Consider the following 16,696-nt stretch of genomic DNA (forward strand, 5'->3'; position numbering starts at 1 on the left):
CGAGATCGCTCTTGCAACCTATCCCGGTTGGTCCGGGATTCGGCGACTAAAAAAATGAATACATCATGCAAATCGATACTACCACTGGCAGTACTGCAAGCGTCGATGGCGATGCTCGCCATGACGTTCGGTGCGCCGCAAGCGCAGGCCGCAGGCATGCGCCCCGAAACCTCTGTGGTCATTGTCAGCGAAGGCGCTGGCGAGGCCAGCATGACTGTTCAAAATACGGATGCTACCCCAGCGCTGCTTTACACCTCTATTCAGGGCATCCCTGAAGACGATGAAGACTTGTTGATCGTCACACCCCCCGTTGCACGGGTTGAAGGCGGGCAATCCCAACTGGTGCGCTTCATCGTGAGCTCTCCAGCGCCGTTAAAAACCGAACGTCTGCGGCGCGTGATCTTCGACGGCATTCCTCCTAAAGACAGTGAAGCCGGTGTCAGGATCAACGTGAACTTTCGGCAGAACCTGCCCGTGATCGTAAGACCCGCCGGCCTGGCAGTGGACTCGGAGCCTTGGAAGCGCCTGCAATGGACTTCAGACGGAAACTCGTTGACCGTAAAAAATCCGAGCCCGTACGTCGTTAGGCTAAGTCCCGGCGCCTCGTTGGAACCCTCGGGTGCGAAGTTGGATTTAGGTCGTACCTATATCCTGCCAAATCAGTCATTCAGCTATCCCTTGCCCAGCGAGCAGGGCGGACAACTGGCGAGCGTGCGATTTACCCCCGCCACGACTTACGGTTTTTCGGTCGGCACCTATGACGCCAAGCTGACTACGTCAGCGTCCCACTGACGATAACCGACATGGGACATCTGTTCGATCTGCACCCTAGAGTGCGCGCCATCAAGCCGAACGTTGGCCGTTGCAAGCAAGGCCAATCATGGCGACGTGCGCGCGCGCGTACGATGGGGTCGTTGTCCGCGAGTCTGTTGGTGTTGAGTTGCAGTGCCGGCCTCGTGCACGCGACTCCCGCTACGGTGGAATTCGACGCGGACGCGCTCAAAAGTCGCGGGCTGAGCACAGAGGTAGGCGAGTACTTTAAATACGGGGCGCGCTTTCGAGCGGGTGTTTCCAATGTGACCGTGTTCGTCAACGATCGGCGCATCGGTACAGTGAAGGCACGCTTCGATGAGCACGGAGACGTTTGCCTCGATCAGGAGTTTCTGAATAGTGCAGGCCTACGCTTACGCTCCCCGTCATCAGCCGATAAGAACGTCACATGTACGGAGTTTTTGAATCAGTATCCGACGTCGATCGTCGAGCCCAATCCTGGGCGCGAGGAGGTTCGGCTGATCGTACCGACCGAGTCTATTCGATCCGAGTTGGAGCCACACCGCAGCTACGCGACAGGCGGTACGGCGGCGATGCTGAACTACGACGCCCTGGTGACCCATAGTCAATTTCGGGGTGGAGCTCAACAGTTTAGATACTTGCAATCCGAGGTAGGCTTGAACGCGGGCGATTGGGTGTTGCGCAGTCGCCAAAGTTATGTCGAGAGCTCGGGCCGCACGCGTTTCGACCATGTGTATGCATATGGGCAGAAGACCTTTACCGATCTGGGCCAGATTTTCCAGGCAGGCCAGATCTCCATCGCGAATTCCTTGTTTTCCGGCGACAGCATCACTGGGGTGCAGTTCATACCCGAGCAGGCGTTGCAGGAAAGCCGGCGTGCGCGGCCTGCGTTAGTCAACGGAATCGCCAATTCGCCGGCGCGCATCGAGGTGCGGCAGAACGATACGCTGATCTATTCCACCGTGGTTCCCCAGGGGCCTTTCTCCCTGACGGATATCCCCGTCCTGAACCGGTCGAGCGATCTGCATGTCTCCGTCATCGAAAACAATGGTGCTAGAAGAACCTTTGTTGTTCCCGCAGCCGAACTGACCTCGGGAAACCTTGGGGGCGTGCCTGGCTACTCGGTTGCGCTGGGGCAGTATCGGCCCTATGGCTCGGGGTCGAACACGCGCAAGCCCTTGCTGGCTACCGGAACGGGGACATGGTCGCTGGATAACAAAACCGATATCACCGCAGGCGTCATGGCCGCGTCGGATTATTACGCAGCCGGCGTTGCCGCCAATCGCGTTCTAACGCCTGGAACGAATATCAGCGCGAGGCAGGTGACGTCCTACGCGACAGACAAGCATGTGGGTGGCGCGCAGACGAGCGTTTCGCTCAGCACGCAAATCACGCGGAGCATTTCGGCCGGGCTGGGCGGCACCATTCAAACGTCCGGTTACCGTGATTTATCGGACGTGGTCACGGATCAGGGCGCGGGCAAATGGTTTCTGTCCCGCAATCGTACGCAATTTACCGGCTCGTTGGGCTGGTCCGACGAAACTTTCGGCAGTGTGACGGGATCGTATTCGAGATCGACGACCTTCGATGGTCATCAGACGCAATTCATCACCGGCTCTTGGACCAAAGCTTTCAAAGCCGCAACGGTATCGCTCAATCTTCAGCATAGTACGGGCGGGCGATTCGCGAGCGGCAATACCGCTTTACTCTCTGTGAGCATTCCATTCGGTGCACGCTCGGTACGCACGTATGTGGACCATACTGATGGCCGGACCCGTACTGGCGCCGACGTTAGCGAGCAGGTCAATGACTATGTCGGCTATTCGCTTGCGGTTGAACGCGACCAATCGGATAGATCCACCAATATATCGGGCAATCTGAATCTGCTGCCGCGCTACTTCCAAGCCAACCTCGGTGTGGCCAGAAACGGCAACACCAGCACGATGTATAGCGGCCAGGTGCGTGGCGGCGTCGCGGTGCATTCTTCAGGTGTGACGCTATCGCCATATCCGATCTATGACACATTCGCGATTGCGAAAGTTGGCAACCTGTCGGGAGTGAAAATCGCCACTTCGCAAGGCCCTGTCTGGACCGATATGAAAGGGCAAGCGGTCGTTCCCAATCTGGCGCCGTTCCAAACCAGCCGCCTGCAAGTGTCGACCACGTCGCTGCCGCGAAACGTCGATTTGAACAATGGTTTTCGCGAACTTGAGGCAGCGAGAGGAACGGTGCAGCATGTCGACTTCGATGTGATCAGCACTCGGCGCGTACTGCTGAATACTAGCATGTCCAACGGAGGCGTGCTGGCGAAAGGTACCTCGATCGTTGATGCCAAAGGGAACTTTGTGACGACCGTACTCAACAACGGCAAGATTTTTCTTTCCGATGCCAATGCGTCTGCCACACTGCACGCCGAGCTACCGGACGCGAAACAGTGCGAGCTCGTATTTGATCTCGACGCAAAGCCGAATATGGACAAGTACTTCGAAACCGCGGAAGCGGTCTGCCGCTTACCCGCGCAAGGATAATGACATGGGAATTTTTCACGTTCTGACACGCGGTGCGCCCCACGTAGGTACCAGCGTACCAAAGTTTGCGTTGCTGGCGGTACTATGTGCTACCAGCGTTTCAAGCTTGGCGCAGTCGTCGTCCTGCTCGTTGGACATGAGCGATCGGGTCCTCGATTATGGCTCGATTGCTCGCGTAGAGCTGCTAAGCCGCGAGCATCAAGGCAAGGCGGCGCTTGGTGAGCGCATAGTGACATTATCGGCTCGATGCGAGACGCCGCAACTGATTGGAATATCCTATAACTCGGCGTCGGCCGCAACGGCCGAGAGCAAGGTCAATGTGAACCTGCGCATCTTGAGCGCACAGCTGGATGGCAAGTCTATTTCGTTGGTGTCAAACCAGGACCCGGACAAAATCCTCACGAAACTGACCGCGGGAGATCGTGTCCAGCCTCAATATCTGGAGGCCGGAAAGAATCTCAGTATTCAGCTTCAGCTCAACACTGAAGTCAGTACGGCACCGGCTCCGGCAAATCGCTCGAACAAGTGGGAAGATACGTCCGTGTTTCAGCTCTTTACCCCTTAGTTTGACGCGGCCGCACGGTCGACGGCCCCGCGACGCTCTAACGCATCCCGGGGCCGTATCGCTTTCGGTGCAACGATCAATCCTTGCTCAAAAGCGATCGCAACGTCGTGGACCAGGACAGTTCCAGCACCACACGACTATGGCACGCGTTGGCGGGCGCACAGTCGGCCCGGCCCAGCGTGGTGGTGTAGTACTTCAACCCGGCCTTCAGGTCCGGCGTAATGTGATAATCAATCCCAGCGTCAAACCATTTGTAGCTGTTTGGGGCGTCGTGACCGGTGAATCGGGCAAGGCCGACGGAGCCAGACAGTGACCATTTTGTGTTTAGTGGTTTGTCCAGCGTCAGCTCATACACGTTTTCTTTGGTATGAGCGTTGTAGTAGTTGGGAGAGTGGTAATAATTCAGTGCTGCGGTAATCCCCAAGGGCAAGTCCGTTTCCGCGCCCGCCTTGTATTCCCAATAATCCGAACTCGCGTTGTGCGTGAAGTGGACGCGTAGCGCATTGAAGTCAAATCGAAATGGCCCATATGAGGGGCTAACGCCGGCTAACAGATCCGTCTCGGCCGTGGTCGGATCGTGCTTGCCATAGTCGCGGTTCATCCAGATCGCGCCGGCATATAGCGGTCCCAGGCTAGCGACCGCCTGCGCCGTCATGCCGGGTTTTCCGCGCGTCTGAGATTGCCCGCGAAACATGCTGTCGCTGCCGAAATCCGCCCCGATGGCAAGATCGGGCGTCCAATATGAAGGGGGCTGCGTGTCCTCGCGTTGCGACTGGGCATGAGCATATGATGAGACGCCCAGAGCGAGCCCTAACGCCATCGCAATGTAGCTACTGCGCATATTCACTCTCCTGCAGGGTGAGGGACACCATACCGGCACCGAAATCCGGCGGGTTACCCGAGATATGAACTTGTTTGGCGTTGCGAAGGCCTATGGCGCGACAGCTTTGTGAACGTGGCCACGAGTGCGCTCTCCCGGCGCGCGGATAAAGCGTCCTCCTCGCGGGCCGTAGACCGCGGCCGGTTCCGGGCATACCCAGAGCGCAAGCAGATAGAGCACCCCGCCGGTCACGAACGACACGGGCACGCTGAGATCGAGATCGCCGAACAGGCTGCCCAGCGGACCTACGAACTGCCCCGGCAGATTCACCATCGACAGACCGATAAACGCTGCAGGCAGCCACGCGCAGATCGCGCGCAAGTTCCACCCATGCGTGAACCAATAATGACCGCCGCGTCCGCCACGGTTAAAGACTTGCAGGTCATCAGCCAGATAAAAACCGCGTCGTTGCAGATAGCCGATCACCATGATGGCGATCCACGGGCAGCTGAAGGTGCAAATCAAGGTCGAGAACGTCGAGACGCTTTGCACCAGGTTAAAGGCAAAGCGGCCGAGAAAGATGAACCCGATCGCGAGGACGCCGATGAACACCGTCGCGCGGACGCGATCAAACACCTTGGGGAAAATGCTGGACATGTCGAGCCCGGTGCCATAGAGCGCCGTAGTGCCCGTGGACATTCCACCGATGATCGCGATCAGGCAAACCGGCAGCAGAAACCACGTGGGGGATACCGCCAAAAGGCCGCCCACATAGTCGTCGGCTTGGATGAAACTTGGCGCAGTCGTAGAGATGATCGTGGCCGTCGCCAGGCCGAAAAAGAATGGCACGAATGTCGCGATCTGCGCGGCATAGACGGAGGCCATGAGTCGCCTGCGCGGCGTGTTCTCCGGCACATAGCGCGTCCAGTCGCCCAGCGTCGAAGCAAATGACACTGGGTTGCTCATGGCCACGAGCACGGATGCGATGAAGGCGCCCCAAAAGCCCGGCGTGCCCAGCTGCAGCACACCGGCGTAATGCGTATCCAGGACATCATAAAAAGCGAAAGCGCCCAACAGGAACAACAGGCTCGCTGTCCACACGGCGATCTTGTTCACCCATAACATGAAGCGAAAACCATAGACGCACACCACGAGCACGAGGACCGCAAAGATCAGGTAAGCAGAACCCAGCGTCCAGTTATTGACCGGCAGGCCGGTCAGCGTGTGAGCACCGCCCACGAGCGCGTCGCCTGAACTCCAGACGGCCAGCGAAAAGAAAGCGATGGACGTCAACAATGCGAGAAACGAGCCCACGATCCGCCCGTGGATGCCAAAGTGCGCGCCAGAGGAAACGGGGTCGCTGGTGCCATTGCGGGGGCCAAACAGACTCATGGGCGCGAGAATGAACGTGCCGGCGAATACACCCGCCACGATCGCCCATAAGCCCGCCTGAAACGACAAGCCTAACAACACGGGAAATGCTCCCAGGACCGAGGTCGAAAACGTATTACACCCGCCAAACAGCAAGCGAAAGACGTCACGAGGACGGGCATAACGCGAAGCGTCCGGGATGCGCTCGAAGCCAAAGGTCTCGATCTGCGTGATAGGCGCTTTTTTCGGCATGGTGTCTCACTCCTGTACTGATGACTGACTTTGACGGCTTTGTGTTTGCCAGAGCGCTTTGACGTCGCGCTATTCGCAGTCGGATGCAGTCTATACGGCCGCACTGGCGTGCAGCATCGTGCATGTCAGATGTTGACGTTGCCGTCTGTCGATGTATCGCGCGAGGAGGAAGCTGCGCTCCCGCGCTGTTTGCCATAAGCTTCTAGCAAGTCTTCGCAAAACGCCTGGACAATCGGGTTGTCGCGCTGTCTGGGTCGCGATGCCAGCTGATGCGGCACGTCGAAGCCAAACGCCGTTTCGTTAAGCACGCGGATCAGTCCCCGCTGCTCGAACGCGTGGGCATGGTGCTTGGGCAAGTAACCGATGTGCCTGCCCGAGAGGATCAGTACGGTCGCCGCATCGACGTTGTCGGCGGTCGCCGTCACCTGGCGTTCGCTAATGCTGGCGATTTCTTCTGGTACAGGATAAGTGCGCCACACCCAATGATGTGCGCGTAGATGCTCGATCTGGACCTGCCCGCGGTGATGAAAAAGCGGGTGGCCGCGGCCACAGCAAATGACCTGACGCTCGTCGAACAGCTTGCTGTACGCGATTCCGTCTGCGCGATGGGAAAAATAGCCGATGGCCAAATCCAGCTGTTGGTTCAAAATCTGCGTTTCTAGTTCCGTCGAGGTTGCCACCCGCATATGAAACCGCACCGCTTCATCACGCTGCCGAAACGTTGCGATTGCCTTGGCCAGACGCGCGTTTTCGTCAAGCGATGCATGGCCGATCATACCAATGGAGAGCGTGCCCACGAGCTTGCGGTCAATGTGCTGAACTTGCGCGACGAACTGCGCGGTCTGCGCTAGGAGCGCGCGCGCGAGCACGACGAAGCGTTCGCCCTTGGGTGTCAAGCGAAAACCACCGCGACCGCGTTCGCATAACGCGAAACCTATGCGGGTCTCTAGTACGGACAATTGCGAGCTGATGGTGGACTGGCGTGCGCCGACTGTAGCCTCGGCCGCAGTCACACCGCGCGCATCGACGACGGCGAGGAACACGCGCACCAGGCGCAAATCGAGATCGGACAGACTGGTCAGCATGTTGAGCAATGCGCCGCTTGCGTCCTGGCAGCGGCTATAAAACGATCGGACCTCACATCGGGAAACCTAATGCTTTGATGGCCTTGATCCATGCGCGCTTCCAGCCGCCTTGCTGATCCGCGCCGTCTAGCGCGTGGAAAGTGACCTTTGCCGCCAGCCAGCGCAGGGGCTCGGGGGGGATATAGGTGGGACCCAGCCGGGATATGTCCAAGTCGCGCTCAGGGGCGTCGCGGTCGAACAATAGATTCAGGCCCATCGAGGCGCCAAACCGGCTCGCCGCGACGCCGAAACCGGTATAGCCAGCCACGAATACTGCCTTGCCACCGAGGTAGCGTTTGGCGAAGACCGAGCCACGTGAGCAATAATCGATAGGGCCGCCCCAGGCATGCGAGAAACGGACATCGGAGAGCTGAGGGAACGTCTTGTAGAACGCCTGTGCGAGCCGGTAGTAGGTTTCCCGCCGGGCGTCTTGCCGAGGATTGTTGTCGCCGTCGAAGTGATAGCTCACTAGTCCGCCAAAGATGATGTTGTTGCTCTTGGTCAGACGGAAATAATTCAGCTGCGTACGCGTGTCGTAGATGCCTTGCCGGTTCTTCCAGCCGAGGCGAGATAGTTGCTCGTCGGTGAGCGGCTCGGTCGCCAGCACATGGTCGCGCACTTGCACGACGCGCCTGTTGATATCGGAAATGCCCACCTTCGCGGTGCCGCTACCCAGTAGTATTCGGGGCGCTGTTATCGTGCCGGAAGGCGTCTTGACGCGAACGCGCTGCCCCTCGTCGACAAAGGAGACGAGCGGGGTGTGCTCATAGATGCTTACTCCCAGAAAGAGTGCAGCGCGCTTTAAGCCCCATGCGAGCTTGGCCGGGTGCACGATGCCGCTGCGATTGTGTGACCAAAGCGCGCCCGCAAAGAGCGGAGAATTCAACTGCTCTCGCGTCGCGCGTTCATCCAGCAACTCGACGTTGTGCCCGTATTGGGTGTGCAACTCGTAATCGGCCCGCAGATGCGCGAGATGTTCGGGGTCTACCGCGACAGTCATTTCGCCGTTCCACTCCACATCGGCATCGATACCGTAGCGCTTTAGCGTTTTCTCGAAACCATCCAGATTGCGCTGACCGAATTCCTCGAGCTTTGCGATGTCCTTGGGAAATACACGGACGGCATTGGGCAAGCCGTGCATGACCGAGGTCGAAACAATGCCACCGGCCCGCCCCGAAGCACCGTGCGCAACGCGGTCGGCTTCGATGATGACCACATTGAGCTGCGGCATCTGCTCTTTAGCCTGTACCGCCGCCCACAGCCCGGTAAAGCCGCCGCCTACGATCAGAAGGTCGGCAGTGATTTCTCCTGTGAGTTTCGGTTGGGCAGGGGGCTGCTCTGGATTGTCTAGCCAGTAGGGAGACAGCTTGGTGCGAGCTAGGGCTTCTCGCACGCTCAACGTGGGGCGCTTGGCGCGGAATACGGGCGGCGCATTGTGCGTTGAGCCTGCTGGCGTGTCCGGCTCAGCGCGTACCGTTTGGCGAGATAGTGTCATAGCGGATCGAGGCGTTAAACGAGAAGGGTGAAGTCGTCGTGCGGGGTTGGGATGTATGGCAGTAATAGATGCGGTAGCGCTTCAACCTCAAGGCATGAGCAGCACGTAGAGCTTTTTGGCGTCGGAGATCGTTTCCCAGCGTCCCGCAAAGCCCCGCGGCAGCAGGTAGCCCTGGCCTGCGGAAAATTCGATACGTCCGCCCTCGGTGTCGGTCAATGCGATCTTTCCTTCAACCAGCCATACGGCTTCATCCGCGCTCGTCTCGGGAAAGTCGAGCATGCCGACCTTGCCTTCCCACCAACCCACCACGTAGGACTTATTGGTACCCTGTGTAATACACCAATCGCCTTCTTCCATGCCGTAGTTCAGTCTGGTGAAATCGCCCATGCCGGGGCCCAGTACCTTGATGTCGTGGACGGTCTTGCTCATGAATCGCACTTCCTTTGTGTCGCTCGCTGCTGAGGGCGAGCCACGTTAAATTCATTGTTGTGGATCAAGCATAGTGCCAGCCCCCGTGCGGGAATGTGCCCTCCCTCAAGGGGGGCAAAGGGCAATTGGGGGATGGCGTCCGTGCCGTCGCCACGCGGTCATTGGTTGCGTCGTGGCTCTGCTATGATGAATCGCACTTCTGAAAGGCCTGGCATGCTGATATCTATCCCGCAGCAGGAGTCGCCGAGTTTCCCGCTGTCTTTCGAAAAGCTCGGCAAGGTCATCGATAGCGTGGGTACACAAAACTTTGTGTCCTGCCTGACCGCGCTGCTACACGATATCGTGCCCTTGAATGCGGTGCATATCGAACGATCCTGCGTAGACGCGAACCAGCCGACAGGCTTTCGCTGCGAGTGGGTTGGCAGCGGCGGCGTCGATATGGACTTGAGTTCGATTTCAAAAGCGATGACGCTTTACTACGATCGCTTTTACGCCATCGATCCGCTGTTCTCGGGTATCCGCGGCCAGCTCGGCACCGTATTGGTCGTGAGGGATATCGGGGCGATTCCCGCCGGGGAATTCCGCAAACTGCTGTTCGATGACGCGCATATCGCGCATGAGTGCGTGTTGGCGCATGGTACCCGCTACGTGCAGCATTCGATCGCAATCGAGCGTGCGTTGAACACGCCGGCGTTTACGCTGACCGAGCTCGGCCGGTTTCGCAAAGTGGGAGAGTTCTTGTTTCCTTTGCTGGCATTGCATGTCTCGACCAGCGCCGCCAGACGCGTCGCCCAAACCGACGTCAGTGTGCATCCGCTTGCGCAATTCAATGCCCGTATCCAGGATGAGGAAATAGGATTGTCTCGCCGAGAGTACGAGACCTGTGTGCATCTCATCAGTGGCAAGACAGTGCCCGAGTCCGCGGCCATACTCGGCGTGCGACCGTCGACGGCGGAATCCTATATGAAGCGGGCGTTCGCCAAGCTCGGCGTGCGGACCAAGCGCGAGCTCATCATGTGGGGAGCCGCGCGCGATTAGTCCGGCCACGGACGATGTATGGTGGCATTCACATCGATCCTCATCAATGTAAACATCCTAACCTTGCGATCCAGGCAGCTCCCCAGACGCATACGATGTGCCCCAAACACTATGCAATAGTGCAACATGATCGGAGGCTATTCCTATGCACCACCCGTTTAACCGTCCGCTAGGCGGCGACGACATGCCGCGCTTTGGCGGCATTGCCACCATGATGCGCCTTCCTCTAGTCCATAGCGCAGAGGGCTTGGATGCCTGCTTTGTGGGCGTGCCATTGGACCTGGGGACGTCGAATCGGTCTGGTACACGCTTTGGACCGCGCCAGATTCGTACCGAGTCCGTATTGCTACGTCCTTACAATATGGCCACCCGGGCGGCGCCATTCGATTCGCTACAAGTGGCCGACATTGGCGACGTTGCGATCAATCCGTACGACTTGAAAGACTCTATCCGTCTGATCGAGCAAGCGTACGACGACATCGTCGCCCATGGATGCCGCCCGATCACGCTGGGTGGCGACCATACGATCGCCTGGCCCATTCTGCGTGCCTTGCACAAGCGCTATGGCAAAGTGGCGGTCGTTCACGTCGATGCGCACGCCGATGTCAATGACACGATGTCGGGCGAAAAGATCGCACATGGCACGCCGTTTCGCCGCGCCGTCGAGGACGGCTTGCTCGATTGCGCCAAAGTCACCCAGATCGGTCTGCGCGGCACGGGCTACCATGCCGAGGACTTCGATTGGTGCAGACAGCAAGGTTTTACGGTCGTGCAGGCCGAATCATGCTGGAACCGTTCGCTCGTAGCGCTGATGGACGCGGTGCGGATGCGTGTCGGTGACACCCCGGTGTACCTGAGTTTTGACATCGACGGCCTGGATCCCGCGTTCGCGCCCGGTACCGGCACACCCGAGATTGGCGGGCTGACCGTTCATCAAGCGCTGCAGATCATCCGTGGCATGAAAGGTCTGAACATTGTTGGCGCCGATATGGTCGAAGTCTCTCCGCCATACGATCAGGCTGGCACCACCGCGCTGGTGGCCGCGAATCTTGCGTTCGAGATGCTGTGCGTGATGCCGGGCGTTCATTACCGCTAATCCGAGACAATTCATGACGACGATATTCGAACCGCGTGCTGATGACGGCGCCTTTGTCCTGCCGGGCGCCACGATCGCCGGGGTCGCCCAACGCGCCGTCGATGTGCGCGACACTACTCCTATCTACAACGCGGCGACGGGTGTAGTGATAGGCTGGCAGGAGCACGCGAATGTCGCGCAAATCGATGACGCGGTGCGCGCCGCGCGAACCGCGTTGCCGAGATGGCGGGCCACGACGCCGGCATCGCGTGGCCAGATTCTAAAAAGGATTGCTGAACTGATCGAGCACAGTCGCGATCGGCTGGTCGGTGCCCAAATGCGTGTGAGCGGCAAGCCGCCGCTGGAGGCCGAGCAGGACGTCAGCGATGCGGTTGCCACATTCGACTACTACGCGGCGCTATGCGATGACGTCGGGCTCTTCGCGCCACAGACGGTCAGCTTGCCCGATAAGACGGTGGCGGGTCAGCGATACTATGATGCTGTGGGCGTGGCCGCGCTCATCGTTCCGTGGAATTTTCCCATGGTGACCACGGCATGGAAGATGGCGCCGGCCTTGGCGGCGGGTTGCACCGTGGTGCTCAAGCCTTCTGAGCTGACGTCGCCGGTGGAGCACATGCTGGTGGGCCTGCTCGCCGAGGCCGGCGTGCCCGACGGCGTGGTCAATATGGTCAACGGCGGTGCGGCGGTGGGAACACAGCTAGTCGAGCATCCCTTGGTCGATAAGGTCTCTTTCACGGGGAGCACGGAAGTCGGCAAGCGCGTGATGCGCGCAGCGGCCAACGACATGAAGCGCACGACGTTGGAGCTGGGAGGTAAATCCGCGCTCATTGTGCGCGCCGATGCCGATCTCGACAGCGCGGTGTCGCTAGCGGTCAGTGGGGCGTTTGGCAATGCCGGGCAGATGTGTTCGGCGACGGCACGCATTCTGGTGCAGGACCAGGTGTACAACGAATTCTTGGCCAAATTGGAGGCTGCGGTGGGCGCGCTGATGGTGGCGCCGCCCATGCGTGCGGGAGTGTCGATGGGGCCGTTGGTGTCCGCGTCTCACTTGGTGCGAGTACGGGCCATGTTGGATGCCGGGATCAGCGACGGCGCGGCGGTGGCGTTTTCCGGTCGATTAGATGAAAGCTGCGGCAAGGGTTTTTTCCTGCCTCCGATGGTAGTGACCGACCCCGATGTCGACAACGTACTCTGGACGGACGAAGTGTTTGGCCCGGTTGCCTGCGTCAAGTCCTTTCACACTGACGACGAAGCCATCCAAATCGCCAACAGTACGCGCTATGGCCTGGTGGCAACCGTACTGACGGCGGATGCCTCGGCGGCCAAGCGCTATCAATATTCGCTGCGCGCGGGGTTGGTGTGGATCAATACGCCCCAGCTCATCTTTCCGCAACTGTGTTGGGGAGGCCTCGGGCTGAGCGGCATCGGCCGGGAACTGGGCGTAGAGGGGCTGCGCAGCTACCAGGAACTGCGGCACACGCTAAGCGCTATTTGATGTATTTGAAGTGCGGGGCGAGATATCGCCTCGTTGGCCTATGTCGGCCAGACAAGGCAGAGAGAGATGGCTCCCCGAGCTGGGTTCGAACCAGCGACCTGCGGATTAACAGTCCGTCGCTCTACCGACTGAGCTATCGGGGATCATAGGTGCCTGATTCGTTTTTCAGCGTGGCGCCAAAAAACGAAGCGCAGATTCTACAAAAAAAATCGAAGTCGTGCTGGCAAAAACCGAAATTATTTTGGCAGCACGATAAAACCATTGTTGCCGGCTGGCGGTTTGGCAGGGGGTAGCAGGGTTTCTTGCGCGCCGTCTTGATCCACGGTTACCCCAGTCGGCGATATGGCGACCAGCGTCACGCCCGGGGCCAAGGTATCGTTGACGCGATATGCACGGGGCGGCTGACCGTTGACGGAAAGTACCGCTGCGCCGTGCTTTCCATTGCCGCTGGCGATCAGGCCAGACACGGTGATACGCACCCTCAACGCTTCGCCGCCGAACCAGCGCGCCACGGCGGTCGTGTCCGCGATCTCATCCGGTGTCGTTTGCAACACCTGCGGCGCGAGCCGGGGGGCGGGTGCCCATAGCAACGAGCCCCAGACACCGACACCGATTGCGCATAGCGCCATACCCGCAAGGCGGGCCCACGCCCATCCCATTGCCGTGCTCAGACCGAAAGGCCGCAATCGGCTCATAACGTTGGAACTAGTTGCACTCAATTTTCACTTATCCAGATAGGAATGTGTCGGTAGAGGGGTGCATCAGTCTTATATACTTCCTAACCGATCGATACATACAGTCATTCTAGGCCATCGTACCGGAACTTCAACGCAACCAGGCGTATTCGATGCAACACCGTCAACATCCTAAGCAGTGCCGGGCACGGAGACGCGAGACGGGGTTCTCGCTCATCGAAGTCATGATCGTGGTCGTGATCATGGGGGTGCTGGCCACGTTGATTGTGCCGAGCCTGATTGACCGTCCGGACCAGGCGCGGGTCGTGGCGGCGCGCCATGATGTGTCGGCCATCATGCAGGCGCTCAAGCTTTACCGCCTGGATCACGGCCGCTACCCCACGGCCGAGGAGGGACTGGCCGTGCTGGCGCGGCAGGGCGGGCAGGGGCGTGTGTACATGGATCGCTTGCCTCTCGATCCCTTCGGTCACCCTTATCAGTATCTAAACCCTGGCGTCTACGGCGAAGTAGACGTGTTTTCCCTGGGCGCCGATGGCAAGCCCGGGGGCGAGGGCATCAATGCCGATATCGGCAGCTGGTAGGCGCTCGTGGCGTGCCGTTCAGCACGGGTTCTCGCTGTTAGAGATGCTGGTCACGGTCGCGGTCATCGCCATCGCGACGACCATGGTCGGCGTGAATGTCTGGCCGGACAGCGATTTGCGCGCGTTGCGGCAGGATGGCCAGCGGCTGGCGCAGCTGTTCGCGGCGGCACACGCCGAAGCCCGTCGGGACGGGGCCGAGATTCTCTGGAAGGTCGATGGGCAAGGTTACGCTTTCCTTGTCAAACCGCGACAGCGCGTTTTGCCGGCGGCCTTGCAGCGTTCCGAACCCGTAGCTGCCACGCGCCCATTTGCCGATCCGAGTCCGTTGCGGCCGCGCACATGGTCCTCGCCGAATGCGGTCACGGTCGACGTAGAGCCAGCGGGCGCCATCTCATTCAACGCAGAGTGGACGTCGGGTCCGCAGGCTGTCGAGCTCTATGACGGCGCGCACCGGGTCCGTATTGAGCGCGCTGGTCCGGGCCAGTATCGGGTGCAGTCGTGAGACCACGCGCGCGGCAACAAGGGTTCAGCCTGTTGGAAGTGTTGATCGCGCTCACCATCGTCAGCGTCGCCCTGGCTGCCGCCGTCAGGGCAGTGGGAGTCGCATCCAACAATGCGCGGGGAATTCAGCAAAGCAGCCTGGGTATCCAGGCGGCCGAAAACGTCTTGAACGAGCTGCGCCTGGCGCGTGCTTTCCCCACTGCGGGGCGCGCAACGCAGCCATGTCCGCAGGGTCCGTTGAATCTGGTCTGCGAGCAGGAATACCAGAACACCGGCAACAGCCGACTCAGGCTAGTGACGGTCCGTGCACGGTTGCCCGAAGGGCCCGTGGTCGCCGAAGTGCATGGCTTGCTGTCGGGGCTGCCATGAGGAAACCGCACGCGCGTCAGGAGGGTTTTACGCTCATCGAAGTCATGGTCGCGTTAGCGCTGATGGCTCTACTCAGTGTCATCTCGTGGCGTGCTTTGGATTCGGTCGAGCGGGCCAACGCCCATCTGGTGGCCAACGCCGATGATGCCTTGGCCTTGGTGCGCATGATGGAGCAACTCGAAACCGATATCGCGCTGCACGCCGGACCTGCCATTTTGTCCTCGCATCCCGTTTGGAACCCGGCAGCCAAGAATGGCGCGCTGTTGCCATCGGGGATTCACTGGGGCGATTCGCAACTGGCTATCGTGCGATCCGCCCAGGACGGTCAGTGGCAGAGCGTGGTGTGGAAAGCGACCGACGGCTCGCTACAACGGTGGTCGGGTGTGGCTGCACGTACATTGCCGCTGCCGGCGGCTTCAAGCCGTGAATCTATGCTGGCCAGCGTGCATGATTTCTCCGCTCGCATGTGGATCCCAGGACAAGGTTGGACCGCCCCGGATCGCGCCTCGATCGCGGATCGGTCGGCCAGCGGATTAGAAATCACCATCGGACGCGAAGTGAACGGCAAGACCGAGCGCTATCGCAAAGTGATGGTCTTGCCATGATGTGGATCTCGCTGAAAACCCCGGCGCGCCGAAGCCAGCGACAGTCGCCCGCCGCAGAACGGGGCATGGCGGTCATCGCCGCGCTGGTGGTGGTGGCGGCGGCATCGGTGGCGGCCGCTGCGATTCTCGACAGGCAGGCGTTGCTGATCGACACCCTGACGGTAGAACGCGACCGCGCCGAGGCCCAGAGTGTGTTGCGTGGTGGCATTGAATGGGCACGCGTGATTTTGCACAGCGATGCTCGCGGCAGCGCCATTACGCATAGCAGTGCGATGTGGGCACAACCCATCGTGGGGCTGGACATTCAGAGCCCGGATAAGGCGCGCGCCGGGCAGTTCTCGGGCGTTATTGAAGACGAGCAGGGCAAGGTGAACCTGTGGCGGCTGGCCGCGCAGGGTACGGTGCAACGTCAGGATCTGGTCGTGTTGCAACGCGTGCTGCGCGCATTGGACTTGCCCGACTCACTGGCCCGATCGATTGCCCAGCGTGTGGCTGACGCGCAAGGCGCTGCCGGCCGGCCCGCGAGTGCGCCCGGGTTGGCGGGAATGTCGGATCTGCTTGGCATGGAAGGCATCACGCCAGACGTGCTGCGCGCGTTATCGCCGCACGTCACCATCGTTCCGGCCAGAACCGGTATCAACGTCAACACCGCCAGCGCGGTGGTGCTAAGCGCCGTTGTTCCGGGGCTCTCTCTCGCACAGGCGCGCGATCTGGTGCGCGAGCGCGACCGGGGGCAGTGGTTTACGGATAGCGAGGACTTTCTGGATCGCTTGCCTGTCGAGAACGCTGTCCCCGCGCAGCCGGTTCACGTGCGCAGCGAGTGGTTTCTCGTTTCTGGGGAAGTCATCAGTCGCGGCGTGGCGCAGTCGATGCAGGCCCTGCTTCGGCGCGAGGGCAATGCGGCGCCAGTGATTGTTTGGGTGAGAGGCTGATATCAAAC

At 59.9% G+C, this 16,696-nt stretch carries 17 protein-coding genes and 1 tRNA gene; 11 read left to right on the plus strand and 7 right to left on the minus strand.

All coding sequences use genetic code 11. The annotated features are described in order from the left end of the window. Positions 1–54: 54 nt before the first annotated feature. The 3 genes from GOQ28_RS09095 to GOQ28_RS09105 are packed head-to-tail and all read left to right on the plus strand — an operon-like array spanning position 55 to position 3,885. Complete coding sequence (locus tag GOQ28_RS09095; RefSeq protein ID WP_202109679.1) at positions 55–792, plus strand: fimbria/pilus chaperone family protein; 738 nt, start codon at positions 55–57, stop codon at positions 790–792. Positions 793–803: 11 nt separating this feature from the next. After that, a complete protein-coding gene (locus GOQ28_RS09100; protein WP_160356230.1) occupies positions 804–3,320 on the plus strand; it encodes a fimbria/pilus outer membrane usher protein in 2,517 nt (838 codons plus the stop codon). Between the two features lie 4 nt (positions 3,321–3,324). Beyond that, a complete protein-coding gene (locus tag GOQ28_RS09105; protein ID WP_160356231.1) occupies positions 3,325–3,885 on the plus strand; it encodes a hypothetical protein in 561 nt (186 codons plus the stop codon). Positions 3,886–3,961: 76 nt separating this feature from the next. On the opposite strand, the gene GOQ28_RS09110 is transcribed toward GOQ28_RS09105, so the two are convergent. The 5 genes from GOQ28_RS09110 to GOQ28_RS09130 all read right to left on the minus strand — a co-directional run bounded on the left by GOQ28_RS09110 (position 3,962) and on the right by GOQ28_RS09130 (position 9,376). Next, entirely contained in the window at positions 3,962–4,726 is a 765-nt protein-coding gene (locus tag GOQ28_RS09110) for a TorF family putative porin (protein WP_160356232.1), read from the minus strand. 90 nt (positions 4,727–4,816) lie between these two features. Continuing rightward, on the minus strand, positions 4,817–6,328 hold the full coding sequence (locus tag GOQ28_RS09115) for a purine-cytosine permease family protein (RefSeq protein WP_160356233.1): 1,512 nt from the start codon (positions 6,326–6,328) through the stop codon (positions 4,817–4,819). Positions 6,329–6,453: 125 nt separating this feature from the next. Next, a complete protein-coding gene (locus GOQ28_RS09120; RefSeq protein ID WP_160356234.1) occupies positions 6,454–7,413 on the minus strand; it encodes a LysR family transcriptional regulator in 960 nt (319 codons plus the stop codon). A gap of 52 nt (positions 7,414–7,465) precedes the next feature. Next, positions 7,466–8,947 carry an NAD(P)/FAD-dependent oxidoreductase gene (locus tag GOQ28_RS09125; RefSeq protein ID WP_160356235.1) on the minus strand — a complete coding sequence of 494 codons (1,482 nt, stop codon included), beginning with the start codon at positions 8,945–8,947 and terminating at the stop codon, positions 7,466–7,468. Between the two features lie 87 nt (positions 8,948–9,034). After that, on the minus strand, positions 9,035–9,376 hold the full coding sequence (locus GOQ28_RS09130; RefSeq protein WP_160356236.1) for a cupin domain-containing protein: 342 nt from the start codon (positions 9,374–9,376) through the stop codon (positions 9,035–9,037). A 213-nt stretch (positions 9,377–9,589) separates the two neighbouring features. Here GOQ28_RS09130 and GOQ28_RS09135 point away from each other — a divergent pair, with 213 nt between their 5' ends. The 3 genes from GOQ28_RS09135 to GOQ28_RS09145 all read left to right on the plus strand — a co-directional run bounded on the left by GOQ28_RS09135 (position 9,590) and on the right by GOQ28_RS09145 (position 13,005). Next, a complete protein-coding gene (locus GOQ28_RS09135; RefSeq protein WP_160356237.1) occupies positions 9,590–10,414 on the plus strand; it encodes a helix-turn-helix transcriptional regulator in 825 nt (274 codons plus the stop codon). A 145-nt stretch (positions 10,415–10,559) separates the two neighbouring features. After that, positions 10,560–11,510 carry an agmatinase gene (speB, locus tag GOQ28_RS09140; protein ID WP_160356238.1) on the plus strand — a complete coding sequence of 317 codons (951 nt, stop codon included), beginning with the start codon at positions 10,560–10,562 and terminating at the stop codon, positions 11,508–11,510. Positions 11,511–11,523: 13 nt separating this feature from the next. Then, positions 11,524–13,005 carry an aldehyde dehydrogenase family protein gene (locus GOQ28_RS09145; RefSeq protein ID WP_160356239.1) on the plus strand — a complete coding sequence of 494 codons (1,482 nt, stop codon included), beginning with the start codon at positions 11,524–11,526 and terminating at the stop codon, positions 13,003–13,005. A gap of 67 nt (positions 13,006–13,072) precedes the next feature. On the opposite strand, the gene GOQ28_RS09150 is transcribed toward GOQ28_RS09145, so the two are convergent. Both GOQ28_RS09150 and GOQ28_RS09155 read right to left on the minus strand, forming a co-directional pair. Continuing rightward, positions 13,073–13,148 (minus strand) — tRNA-Asn (locus GOQ28_RS09150). 93 nt (positions 13,149–13,241) lie between these two features. Continuing rightward, positions 13,242–13,634, minus strand: coding sequence for a type II secretion system protein N (locus GOQ28_RS09155; protein ID WP_160356240.1), 393 nt, complete (start codon positions 13,632–13,634; stop codon positions 13,242–13,244). Positions 13,635–13,852: 218 nt separating this feature from the next. On the opposite strand from GOQ28_RS09155, the gene gspG reads away from it, so the two are divergent. Genes gspG through gspK form a run of 5 tightly spaced genes read left to right on the plus strand, consistent with a single transcriptional unit; the run spans position 13,853 to position 16,688 of the window. Next, positions 13,853–14,281: a type II secretion system major pseudopilin GspG gene (gspG, locus tag GOQ28_RS09160; RefSeq protein ID WP_160356241.1), complete on the plus strand. Its 429-nt coding sequence runs from the start codon at positions 13,853–13,855 to the stop codon at positions 14,279–14,281. Continuing rightward, positions 14,259–14,783, plus strand: a complete 525-nt coding sequence (locus GOQ28_RS09165; RefSeq protein ID WP_272898843.1) for a GspH/FimT family pseudopilin — start codon at positions 14,259–14,261, stop codon at positions 14,781–14,783. The genes gspG and GOQ28_RS09165 overlap by 23 nt, the downstream gene beginning before the upstream one ends. Then, positions 14,780–15,151 carry a type II secretion system minor pseudopilin GspI gene (gene gspI / locus GOQ28_RS09170; protein ID WP_160356243.1) on the plus strand — a complete coding sequence of 124 codons (372 nt, stop codon included), beginning with the start codon at positions 14,780–14,782 and terminating at the stop codon, positions 15,149–15,151. Before GOQ28_RS09165 ends, gspI begins: the two co-directional genes overlap by 4 nt. Next, the gene (locus GOQ28_RS09175; RefSeq protein ID WP_160356244.1) at positions 15,148–15,756 is read left to right on the plus strand and encodes a PulJ/GspJ family protein; all 609 of its coding nucleotides are present in this window, start codon (positions 15,148–15,150) and stop codon (positions 15,754–15,756) included. The genes gspI and GOQ28_RS09175 overlap by 4 nt, the downstream gene beginning before the upstream one ends. Beyond that, positions 15,753–16,688: a type II secretion system minor pseudopilin GspK gene (gspK, locus tag GOQ28_RS09180; protein ID WP_160356245.1), complete on the plus strand. Its 936-nt coding sequence runs from the start codon at positions 15,753–15,755 to the stop codon at positions 16,686–16,688. Before GOQ28_RS09175 ends, gspK begins: the two co-directional genes overlap by 4 nt. Positions 16,689–16,696 lie beyond the last annotated feature (8 nt).

This window comes from Bordetella sp. 02P26C-1 (assembly GCF_009763255.1).
Classification (GTDB): domain Bacteria; phylum Pseudomonadota; class Gammaproteobacteria; order Burkholderiales; family Burkholderiaceae_B; genus Bordetella_A.